General features: G+C 61.9%; 9 protein-coding genes. 5 read left to right on the top strand and 4 right to left on the bottom strand.

Features of this window, described 5'->3' with window-relative positions; translation table 11 throughout:
- Positions 1-2: 2 nt before the first annotated feature.
- Together rlmM and tusA are read left to right on the top strand one after the other, a co-directional pair.
- Entirely contained in the window at positions 3-1,076 is a 1,074-nt protein-coding gene (gene rlmM / locus KJY40_RS20080) for a 23S rRNA (cytidine(2498)-2'-O)-methyltransferase RlmM (protein ID WP_230732211.1), read from the top strand.
- A gap of 65 nt (positions 1,077-1,141) precedes the next feature.
- Complete coding sequence (tusA, locus tag KJY40_RS20075; RefSeq protein ID WP_007953079.1) at positions 1,142-1,393, top strand: sulfurtransferase TusA; 252 nt, start codon at positions 1,142-1,144, stop codon at positions 1,391-1,393.
- Positions 1,394-1,443: 50 nt separating this feature from the next.
- On the opposite strand, the gene KJY40_RS20070 is transcribed toward tusA, so the two are convergent.
- Positions 1,444-2,853, bottom strand: coding sequence for an MATE family efflux transporter (locus tag KJY40_RS20070; protein WP_230732207.1), 1,410 nt, complete (start codon positions 2,851-2,853; stop codon positions 1,444-1,446).
- Positions 2,854-3,032: 179 nt separating this feature from the next.
- On the opposite strand from KJY40_RS20070, the gene pdxB reads away from it, so the two are divergent.
- Positions 3,033-4,175: a 4-phosphoerythronate dehydrogenase PdxB gene (gene pdxB / locus KJY40_RS20065; protein ID WP_230732205.1), complete on the top strand. Its 1,143-nt coding sequence runs from the start codon at positions 3,033-3,035 to the stop codon at positions 4,173-4,175.
- A gap of 57 nt (positions 4,176-4,232) precedes the next feature.
- Here the strand turns inward: pdxB and KJY40_RS20060 are convergent, their stop codons facing one another.
- The gene (locus KJY40_RS20060) at positions 4,233-4,412 is read right to left on the bottom strand and encodes a PA1571 family protein (protein ID WP_085686838.1); all 180 of its coding nucleotides are present in this window, start codon (positions 4,410-4,412) and stop codon (positions 4,233-4,235) included.
- 258 nt (positions 4,413-4,670) lie between these two features.
- On the opposite strand from KJY40_RS20060, the gene KJY40_RS20055 reads away from it, so the two are divergent.
- A complete protein-coding gene (locus KJY40_RS20055) occupies positions 4,671-6,464 on the top strand; it encodes an ABC transporter transmembrane domain-containing protein (RefSeq protein ID WP_230732201.1) in 1,794 nt (597 codons plus the stop codon).
- 106 nt (positions 6,465-6,570) lie between these two features.
- On the opposite strand, the gene KJY40_RS20050 is transcribed toward KJY40_RS20055, so the two are convergent.
- The gene (locus tag KJY40_RS20050) at positions 6,571-8,499 is read right to left on the bottom strand and encodes a transglycosylase SLT domain-containing protein (RefSeq protein ID WP_230732200.1); all 1,929 of its coding nucleotides are present in this window, start codon (positions 8,497-8,499) and stop codon (positions 6,571-6,573) included.
- Positions 8,500-8,714: 215 nt separating this feature from the next.
- Between KJY40_RS20050 and KJY40_RS20045 the strand changes: the two genes are divergently transcribed.
- Positions 8,715-10,637, top strand: coding sequence for an ATP-binding cassette domain-containing protein (locus KJY40_RS20045; RefSeq protein WP_230732190.1), 1,923 nt, complete (start codon positions 8,715-8,717; stop codon positions 10,635-10,637).
- A 76-nt stretch (positions 10,638-10,713) separates the two neighbouring features.
- On the opposite strand, the gene KJY40_RS20040 is transcribed toward KJY40_RS20045, so the two are convergent.
- On the bottom strand, positions 10,714-11,151 hold the full coding sequence (locus KJY40_RS20040; RefSeq protein WP_007953063.1) for a universal stress protein: 438 nt from the start codon (positions 11,149-11,151) through the stop codon (positions 10,714-10,716).
- Positions 11,152-11,246: the final 95 nt, after the last annotated feature.

The raw sequence follows: 11,246 nt of genomic DNA, 5'->3' as shown, positions 1-11,246 counted from the left end.
GAATGAACACCCTATTCATGCATTGCCGGCCAGGCTTCGAAGGCGAAGTCTGCTCGGAGATTTCCGACCTCGCCGCCCAACTCAACGTGGCCGGCTACGCCAAGGCCAAACCGGCCACCGCTTGCGCCGAGTTCGTCTGCACCGAAGAAGACGGTGCCGAGCGCCTGATGCGCGGTCGGCGTTTCGCCGAGCTGATCTTCCCGCGCCAGTGGGCGCGCGGTTTTTTCATCGATCTGCCGGAAAACGACCGCATCAGCGTGATCCTTGCGCACATGGCTGAATTCCCGGTCTGTGGCAGCCTGTGGCTGGAAGTCGTCGACACCAACGACGGCAAGGAACTGTCGAACTTCTGCAAGAAGTTCGAAGGCCCGTTGCGCAAGGCGCTGACCGGCGCCGGCAAACTGGTGGAGGACGCCAGCAAGCCGCGTCTGCTGCTGACCTTCAAGAGCGGTCGTGAGGTGTTTCTTGGTCTGGCCGATGCCGGTAACTCGGCGATGTGGCCGATGGGCATTCCGCGCCTGAAGTTCCCGCGCGAGGCACCGAGCCGTTCGACCTTGAAGCTGGAAGAGGCCTGGCACCACTTCATCCCCCGCGATCAGTGGGAAGATCGCCTGCACAGCGACATGACCGGCGTCGACCTCGGCGCGGCGCCGGGCGGCTGGACCTGGCAACTGGTCAACCGCGGCATGCTGGTGACCGCCATCGACAACGGCCCGATGGCCGAAAGCCTGATGGACACCGGTCTGGTGCAGCACTTGATGGCTGACGGTTTCACCTTCAAACCGAAGCAGCCGGTGGACTGGATGGTCTGCGACATCGTCGAGAAACCGGCGCGCAACGCCGCGATGCTCGAAGAGTGGATCGGCGAGGGGCATTGCCGGGAAGCGGTGGTCAACCTCAAGCTGCCGATGAAGCAGCGTTACGCCGAAGTGAAGCGCTTGCTCGAACGCATCGCCGATGGCTTCAAGGCCCGTGGGATCAAGGTCGACATCGGCTGCAAGCAGCTTTACCACGACCGCGAGGAAGTGACCTGCCATTTGCGCCGCCATGACGTGAAGAAAACCAAAGCCCGCTGAGCGTACGACAGGTGACCGAACACCCGGCATTGGGCGACAATGCCGGCCAGTTTCAGGAGTGAGTCATGAGTGAAATGATTGATACGCCGGTCGACGGCACCCTCGACGCCACGGGCCTCAACTGCCCGGAGCCGGTGATGATGCTGCACCAGCACATCCGTGACTTGGTGCCCGGCGGCCTGCTCAAGGTGATCGCCACCGATCCGTCGACCCGCCGCGACATCCCCAAGTTCTGCGTGTTTCTCGACCATGAACTGGTGGGACAGCACGAAGAGGCCGGGACCTATCTGTACTGGATCCGCAAGAAGTCCGGTTGATCGGAAGGCAAAAAAAAGACCTGCATGTGCAGGTCTTTTTTTATGGCCGGTCAGCCCAGCGAGCGGCTGATGCGAATGCGTTTGCGTGCACTGCGCGTCAGGCGGATCGACAGCATCAGCGCCGCGCAGCTGAGGCCGACGATCAGGCCTTCCCACAAGCCGCTCGGGCCGCGTGGCTCGCCGAGCCAGTCGGTCAGGCCGAGGGCGTAACCCACCGGCAGGCCGATGCCCCAATAGGCGAACAGAGTCAGGATCATCGTCACCCGGGTGTCCTGATAACCGCGCAGGGCGCCGGCGGCAGTGACCTGGATCGCGTCGGAGAACTGGAACAGCGCCGAGTACACGATCAGCATCGCCGCGATGTGAATCACCATCGGATCGGAGGTGTAGATCGCAGCAATGTGTTCGCGCATCAGCAGCATCATGCTCGCCGACAGGCAGGCGTAGGCCAGCGCAGTGCCCATGCCGACTCCGGCGGCGAAACGCGCTTCGCGAGGTTCTTCACGGCCCAGGGCCTGGCCGACGCGCACGGTCACGGCCATGCCCAGCGAGTATGGAATCATGAACACCAGCGAACTGACGTTCAGCGCGATCTGATGCCCGGCTACAACCGTGGCGCCGAGGCTGCCGATCAGCAACGCGATCACCGCGAAAATGCTCGACTCGGCAAACACCGCGACGCCGATCGGCAGACCGATGGCCAACAAGCGCTTGATCACCGCCCATTGCGGCCAGTCGAAACGGCTGAACAGTTCACTCGACTTGTAGGCCGGAGCCCAGCGCTCGTAACCGGCCAGGCCAAGCGCCATCACCCACATCACGATGGCTGTAGCCCAGCCGCAACCGACGCCGCCCATGGCCGGTACGCCAAAGTGACCGTAAATGAACACGTAGTTGAGCGGAATGTTCAGCGCCAGGCCGCACAGACCCAGCACCATCGCCGGGCGGGTGCGACCGAGGCCGTCACTGGTGCAGCGCAGCACATGGTAGAACGCCACCGCTGGCAGACCGCTGGCGATGCCGTGCAGGTACTGCATGCACGGACCGATCAGCTCCGGATCGACTTTCATCAGGTGCAGGATCGGTTCGGCGCTGAACAGCATGGTGGTCGCCATCAGTCCGACTACCAGAGCCAGCCACAGGGCCTGACGCACGATCGGGCCGATTTCGCTGTGGGTGCCGGCGCCGAAGCGCTGGGCGACTTTCGGCGTGGTGGCCAGCAGGGTGCCGGTCATCAGCAGAAACACCGGGACCCAGATCGAGTTGCCCAGCGCCACGGCCGCCAGATCCTTGGGCCCGACGCGCCCGGCCATCACCGCATCGACGAAGCCCATGGCGGTGGTTGCCAGTTGCGCGATCATGATCGGCAGGGCCAGGCCGAGCAGATTCTTCAGCTCCAGGCGAACCCGGGCAGGGCGGTTGAGGGAAACGGCGGCAGGGCGGTCGGTCACGGAATTCACAGGCAAAGCGTCCACAGGGGTTGATGCGCAAGGCCGGGCATTCTACGCCGCTGACGTTATGGTCAGGAAAAATCCTCTGTTGCGGATTTGTAATCGCCGCGTCCCATCAAGAAATCACAGCCTGCTGGCTCATCGCAGTCCCAGCGCCTACACTGCCGGTCCGCCCAAGGAGCCCCGCCATGCTGATTGTTGCCGACGAAAATATCCCGCTGCTCGATGCCTTTTTTGCCGGTTTCGGCGAGATTCGCCGGGTACCGGGCCGTTCCATCGACCGGGTTACGGTCGAACAGGCCGATGTATTGCTGGTGCGCTCGGTGACCAACGTCAACCGCGCACTGCTCGAAGGCAGCAAGGTGCGATTTGTCGGCACCTGCACCATCGGCACCGATCATCTGGATCTCGATTACTTCAGCGAGGCCGGCATCACCTGGTCCAGCGCGCCCGGCTGCAATGCCCGGGGCGTGGTCGATTACGTGCTCGGCAGCCTGATGACCCTGGCCGAAATCGAAGGCGTCGATTTGCGTGAACGTACTTACGGTGTGATCGGTGCCGGTGAAGTCGGCGGTCGCCTGATCAAGGTTCTGAAAGGTCTGGGCTGGAACGTGAAAGTCTGCGATCCGCCGCGCCAGGCGGCCGAGGGCGGCGACTATGTCAGCCTTGAGCAGATCATCGCGCAGTGCGACGTGATCAGCCTGCACACCCCGCTGACCCGCAGCGGCGACGGCGCGACCTGGCACCTGTTCGACGAGCAGCGTTTGCAGCAGCTCAAGCCCGGCGCCTGGTTGATCAACGCGGCTCGCGGTCCAGTGGTGGATAACACCGCGTTGCGCGAAGTGCTGCTGGAGCGTGAAGACCTGCAAGCGGTGCTTGATGTCTGGGACGCCGAGCCGCAAGTCGATGTGGCGCTGGCCGAGCTCTGCGTGCTGGCGACGCCGCACATCGCCGGTTACAGCCTCGATGGCAAACAGCGCGGCACGGTGCAGATCTATCAGGCGTACTGCGAATTTATCGGTGAGCCCGCCGGCATTCAGCTCGGCGATCTGTTGCCTGCGCCGTGGTTGTCGGAAGTTTCCCTGCATGCCGACAGCGATCCGGCCTGGGCGCTGGCGATGTTGTGCCGTGGCGTGTACGACCCGCGCCGGGATGACGCGGATTTCCGTCGCACGTTGCTGGGCAGTGTCGGTGAGCAACGTGCCGCGTTTGATCTGCTGCGCAAACAGTATCCGTCGCGACGCGAAATCGAAGGCTTGAAGGTGCGGATCGAGGGTGATTCGCCGGCCCTGCGCCAGATCGTGACCGCGCTGGGCGCTGTGGCCGTATAAACAGCGGGCAGAAAAAAACCGGCCTGCAAGGGCCGGGTCAGGAAGACGGTGGCGACATCACTTTTGTTCGGCAGGCTTGACCAATCGCTGTTCCAGTTCGCGGCAGGCGTCCTGGATCATGTCTTCAGTGATCTCGATTTCACGCCCGTTTTCATCGATGATCGAGCAACCCAGAGGTTGGCCGGGCTTGGTGCGGATCACTTCAATCTTGTCTTCGCTGCTGTTTTGCAAGGACATGGCCTGTCTCCTCATCAGGTTGTGTGCCTAGATTAGAACCGTCAGGTGACCAGGCTGTGACAACTCCCTGCGGTCGATCCGGAACGGCATCTCCACTCAAACAGAAATGACTGTCTGTCTCAACCCGGACCTTAGACCAATAGCATCTAGGGAGTAGTCTTGCCGGTCATATTTAACCTGACTCATTGTGATTTACAGAGTTCCACCCCATTGAATGTCCAGGCTGGCCCCATTAATCAGCACATGACGTGAACCTGAATGATCCCGATGCTTTCTTCGCGCCACCGCCGGGCCTTGCGCCTGACCAGTCATTTCCTTGCTCCTTATCGCTGGCCGGCCTTCGGCGCACTGCTTGCGTTGATCGTCACGGCAGGCATCACCCTGTCGATGGGGCAGGGCATCAAGTTGCTGGTCGATCAAGGGTTCATGACCCAGTCGCCACAACTGCTCAACCAATCCATCGGCCTGTTCATGCTGTTGGTGTTCGGCCTGGCGGTCGGAACCTTTGCGCGGTTTTATCTGGTGTCGTGGATCGGTGAACGGGTGGTGGCCGACATTCGCCGGCAGGTGTTCAACCATCTGGTGTATCTGCATCCCGGCTTTTACGAGGACAACCGCAGCTCGGAAATCCAGTCGCGGCTGACCGCAGACACCACGCTGCTGCAATCGGTGATCGGCTCGTCGCTGTCGCTGTTCCTGCGTAATCTTCTGATGGTCATGGGTGGTGTGGTGCTGCTGTTCATCACCAACCCCAAACTCACCAGCATAGTGGTGATCGCACTGCCGCTGGTGATTGCGCCGATCCTGATTTTCGGCCGCCGCGTGCGTAACCTTTCGCGGCTGAGTCAGGACCGGATCGCCGATATTGGCAGCTACGTCTCGGAAACTCTCGGCCAGATCAAGACCGTACAGGCCTACAACCATCAGGTGCAGGACGAGCAACGTTTCGCCAGCACCGTCGAGCAGGCGTTCGAGACTGCGCGTAAGCGGATTTTTCAACGGGCCTGGCTGATTACGCTGGTGATCGTTCTGGTGCTCGGCGCCGTCGCGGTTATGTTGTGGGTCGGCGGCATGGACGTGATTGCCGGGCGGATTTCTGCGGGTGAACTGGCGGCGTTCGTGTTCTACAGTCTGATCGTCGGCAGTGCGTTTGGTACGTTGAGCGAAGTGATCGGTGAGTTGCAGCGGGCGGCCGGCGCCGCTGAGCGCATCGCCGAACTGCTGCGTTCGGAGAACATCATCCAGCCACCGACCACGGGATTGGTGACGCTGCCGGAGCGGGTCAAAGGCGAGCTGGAATTGCAGGATGTACGTTTTTCCTACCCTTCGCGTCCCGAAAGCCTCGCCGTCGATGGCTTGAGTCTGACGATCAACGCCGGCGAAACCCTTGCGCTCGTGGGGCCGTCCGGCGCGGGCAAGTCCACGGTGTATGACTTGTTGCTGCGTTTCTACGATCCCCGGGAAGGGCGGATCCTGATCGACGGCGTGCCGCTGACGAGCCTCGATCCTCTGGACTTGCGTCGCTGCTTCGCGCTGGTCTCGCAAACCCCGGCGCTGTTCTTCGGCAGTGTCGAAGAGAACATCCGTTATGGCTGCCCGTCGGCGACCCTGGAACAAGTCCGGGAGGCGGCCAAAATCGCCCACGCCCACGACTTCATCGAACAGATGCCCGACGGTTACCAGACCCATCTGGGCGACGGTGGCCTGGGCCTGTCGGGCGGACAACGCCAGCGCCTGGCCATCGCCCGGGCGCTGCTGGTTGACGCGCCGATCCTGCTGCTGGACGAAGCCACCAGCGCCCTCGATGCTCAGAGTGAACACCTGATCCAGCAAGCGCTGCCGAGCCTGATGCAAAACCGCACCACGCTGGTCATTGCACACCGTTTGGCCACAGTGAAAAACGCCGACCGGATCGCGGTGATGGATCAGGGCAAACTGGTGGCGATCGGTACGCATCAGGAGTTGATAGCGAGCAATCCGTTGTATGCGCGGTTGGCGGCGTTGCAGTTCAGTGATGGTCGTCAGGTTTCAACCGACCCTGTAACCGACTAAGTAATCGACTAAGTAATCGACCTAGTAGAACGCCATAAAAAATGCCCGCATCTCTCGATGCGGGCATTTTTTGTTTACGTCGATCTATCGGCGATACGCGTATCGATCACTGATCGTCGAAATACCGCTCATGCCAGTCCACCAGCGGTTGCGGCGAGTTGAGTTTCTGGCCGTAGATCACCGAGTAGGACAGCACGTTCTGCACGTACTGGCGGGTTTCGTCGAACGGGATGCTTTCCACCCACACGTCGAAACTCAGGTGGTCGGCGCCGCGCAGCCACTGGCGCACGCGGCCGGGGCCGGCGTTGTAGGCGGCGGAGGCGAGCACGCGGTTGCCGTTGAACTGGCTGTGCACCTGGCTCAGGTAAGCGGCGCCGAGCTGGATGTTTTTATCCGGATCGAGTACCTGCTGTGGCGAGGCCAGTGGAATGCTGAACTTGCGCGCGGTTTCCTTGGCGGTGCCGGGCATCAGTTGCATCAGGCCGCTGGCGCCGACGCTGGAGCGGGCGTCGTCCATGAACGCACTTTCCTGACGGGTGATGGCGAACACCCAGCTTGAATGCAGGCCGCGTACCTTGGCTTCGCGCACCAGAGTGTCGCGGTGGGCCATCGGGAAACGGATATCCAGATCATCCCAGTACTGCGCCTGACTGATGGTGCGGATCGCCGGGAAATACCACTTCAGGTCGTAGGCCAGTTTCGCCTGAGCGACCATTTCGTCGCGGCTGAAATGCCGGCTGACGTGATACCACTCGCGGCGACCGTCGACGATCTGCCCACGGGCGTGGAACTCCAGCGCGCGGCGCACGCCAGGGGTGTTGCGCACCTTGTTGATCAGCGCCTGACTGAGCACCAGCGGCTTGTTGTTCAGCGAGTAAGGCGATTGCGAGCGGTCGGCGGCGAGGAAGCCGTAGAAATCACGCTCCCGCGACAGATTCTTGTACAGCGTCTGCGCTTCCGGGTTTTGCGGTTGCGCCAGTTCCAGGCTGCGGGCCTGCCAGTAGCGCCAGCGGTTGGTGGTGGCCAGATCCTGCGGCAGACGGCGGGTCAATTGGTAGGCGTCGTCCCAGCGCGCCAGACGCAGCAGCAGGCGCAGGCGCCATTCGGACACGGTGTTGTCGCGCAGTTCCGGGTCGTATTTGGTCATCACGTCCAGCGCGCGGCTGTCGAAGCGCCGGGCGAGGGTCAGGCCGATTTCCCGGGCGATCGCGACTTTTTCATCCCGGGAGAAATGCATGCTGCTGGCGTAACCGTCGAGCAGGGCCATGGCCTTGTCCGGGTCCTGACGCGCGAGGCGGCGCAGGCCGAGGCTGACCACGTCGGACATTGGTTCATCGGCCGGCGTGAAGCGCGAAGGCTGATTGAGCAGTTCCGGTTTCTGCGCCACGTCCACCAGCAGGCGGCCGCGCGGGGCAAGGCTGGTCAGACCGTTGACCAGACTGTTGGCCAATGGGTAGTTGCGGTGCTGGGCGGCGAGTTTGGCGCGTTCCCAGCGTTTCTGTTCGGTCAGTTGGCCTTCGGCGGCCCACATGCCGAACAGCGCGTCACAGGCGGCGGGCTGGGATTTGCCGGTCAGCCACAGCTTCTCGGCGTTGGCGTAGCCCTCGGCCTTCTTGTTGTGGCTGATCTGGTACTGCGCGTTCAGGCAGTCCAGCTCGGTGAAGTTCAGCTTGGGGTCGTAATACTTGACGAACGTCGCCCAGTCGCCGCGATCGGCCAGCCAGCGCAGCCAGCGCAACTTCATCCAGTTGGCCTGGGGCAGGTCGCCATGTTCGGCGAGGAATTTTTCGATCTCCGCGTTGCTGGCGGTTTTCAGCCGGGCGGTCAGCTCGTCATAAGCCAGGTATGGCTCCAGCGGATAGTCGGCCAGAGCCTGGCTGTAACGAAAATACGGGCCGGTGTCGCCCTTGGCCAGGGCGCGCTTGGCTTCATCGTAATACTGGCGTTGGGTGGACAGGTCCACCGCCTGGGCGGATTGAACGGCAGCGGCGGAAAGCAGCAAACATGACAAAACACTGAAGAGGCGACTGCGCATGAGACATCCGGGCAGAGAAATCATGACAAGTGCCGGCCCAAAACCCGCACTGAATTGTCTGTAGCTTAGCCTTTTGCCAGCAGGGGGCGAAAGCTTTGCCGGCCTTGCAGCACAAGTTCGCAACAATTGTTGTGCAGAGTGCGTCAGCGGCGAAATTGCCGGCCTGCTCGGGCCCCGATTCAGGTAGAATGCGCGCCCGGTTTTTGGAGAAGCTCATGACCCTGCTCAAATTCAGCGATGTGTCCCTTGCATTCGGCGCGATGCCGTTGTTGGACAAGGTGTCCTGGCAGATCGCCCGTGGTGAGCGGGTGTGCATCATCGGCCGCAACGGCACTGGCAAATCCAGCATGATGAAACTGGTCAAGGGCGACCAGAAGCCTGATGACGGTTCGGTGTGGCGTGCCCCCGGTCTGAAAATCGGTGAATTGCCACAGGAATTGCCGGTGGCCGACGAGCGGACTGTGTTCGACGTGGTCGCCGAAGGCCTCGACGGCGTCGGCGCCTTGCTCGCCGAATACCATCACCTGAGCCAGAACATCGTCACCGATGCCGATCTGGACAAGCTGATGCACGTCCAGCACGACCTCGAAGCCCGCGATGGCTGGCGCTTGCAGACCCTGGTCGACAGCACCCTGAGCCGCCTGCAACTGCCGGCCGACAAGACCCTCGCCGAACTGTCCGGCGGCTGGCGTCGTCGCGTCCTGCTGGCGCAGGCGCTGGTGTCCGAGCCGGATCTGCTGCTGCTCGACGAGCCAACCAACCACCTGGATATCGGTGCGATTGCCTGGCTTGAAGAAGCGTTGAAGGATTTCCAGGGCGCCGTGCTGTTCATCACGCACGACCGTTCCTTCCTGCAAAATCTCGCCACCCGCATCCTCGAACTGGATCGCGGCGGCCTGATCGACTGGAACGGCGACTACGCCAGTTTCCTCGTCCATAAAGAAGCCGCACTGGCCGCCGAAGAAACCGCCAACGCGCTGTTCGACAAGCGTCTGGCCCAGGAAGAAGTGTGGATTCGCCAGGGCATCAAGGCCCGCCGCACCCGTAACGAAGGCCGCGTACGTGCGCTGAAAGCATTGCGCGTCGAGCGCAGCGAGCGTCGCGAGCGCACCGGCAAGGCCAACATCCAGCTGGAAACAGCGGAGAAGTCCGGCAAGCAGGTGATGGTGCTGGATAATGTGAGCTTCGCGCATCCGGGCGGTCCGTTCCTGATTCGTGATTTCTCCATGGTGCTGCAGCGCGGCGACCGGATCGGTCTGCTCGGCGCCAACGGTACCGGCAAGACCACCCTGCTGAAACTGATGCTCAGCGGTCTGCAACCGACCAGCGGCAAAGTGGAAGAGGGCACCAAGATCGACGTGGCCTACTTCGACCAGTTGCGTCATCAGCTGGATCTGGAAAAGACCGTGATCGATAACGTCGCCGAAGGTCGCGACTTCATCGACATCGACGGCCAGAGCCGCCACGTGCTGAGCTACCTCGGCGACTTCCTGTTCAGCCCGCAGCGTGCCCGCACGCCGGTGAAGGCGTTGTCCGGTGGCGAGCGTGCGCGTCTGTTGCTGGCCAAACTGTTCAGCAAACCGGCGAACCTGCTGGTACTCGACGAACCGACCAACGACCTCGACGTGGAAACCCTCGAGCTGCTCGAAGAAGTGCTGCTGACCTTCAACGGCACTGTGCTGATGGTCAGCCACGACCGGGCATTCCTCGATAACGTGGTCACCAGCACGCTGGTCTTCGAAGGTGAGGGCAAGGTTCGCGAATACGTCGGCGGCTATCAGGACTGGATTCGTCAGGGCGGTTCGCCGCGTCTGCTGGGTGTGACTGAAAGCAAATCCGGCAAGGCCGACCTGAATTCGGCGGTGGTCACTGCCGAACCGGCTCCGGTCGCTGCGCCGGTTGCTGCGGCCCCGGCTGCGAAGAAGAAGTTGAGCTACAAGCTTCAACGCGAGCTGGAAGCGCTGCCGGGCGACATCGACGCTAAAGAACAGCAGATTGCTGCTGTCGAGGCTGAAATGGCTGAGGCCGGCTTCTATCAGCGTCCGCCGGCCGAGACGGCCAAGGTGATTGCTTCGCTGGAGCAGTTGCAGGCTGAGCTGGATACGCTGCTGGAGCGTTGGGCCGAGCTGGACGCCTGATTGTTTCAAGGCATGAAAAAGCCCGGCGTCCAGTGATGGGCGTCGGGCTTTTTTAGCTTTTCACAAGAGAGTGGAATCAGCGCTTGACCAGGTGCACCGCCAGCACATCGCAAGGTGCGCCGTGCAGCACGTCATTGGCGGTCGAGCCCAGCAGCAGCGCCAGACCATGTCGGCCATGGCTGCCGACCACGATCAGGTCGCATTCCTGTTCCTTGGCGAAATGGTGGATTTCCTGACGCGGCTGGCCGTAGGTCAGGTGGCAGTTGGCGCCTTCGAGCTCGGTGTACTTGTGCTTCAAGCGTTCGAGGCGTTCCTTGGCCTGATCGAACTGCTGTTGTTGCAGTTGTGACAGATCCATCGGCACGTCACCGCCGAAGGCCATGGCCATCGGTTCGACGATATGCACCAGCGACAGCTTGGCGCCATTGCTCACCGACAGCTCTCGGGCGCGGTGGATCACAGGGTCGCACTCTTCGGTCAGATCTACGGCGACCAGGATATGGTGGTAGGGCATGAGGTGCTCCTCGTGAGGGATCAATATTGGTAAGTATGGCTGGTTTCAAGCGCATTGGTTCCAAAGTGACGCAATGGGCTCATCAAGAATCGGGA

This window comes from Pseudomonas fitomaticsae (assembly GCF_021018765.1).
GTDB classification, from domain to species: domain Bacteria; phylum Pseudomonadota; class Gammaproteobacteria; order Pseudomonadales; family Pseudomonadaceae; genus Aquipseudomonas; species Aquipseudomonas fitomaticsae.
The sequence above is the reverse complement of the archived record's forward strand: the minus strand, read 5'-3'. Positions and strand labels throughout refer to the sequence as shown.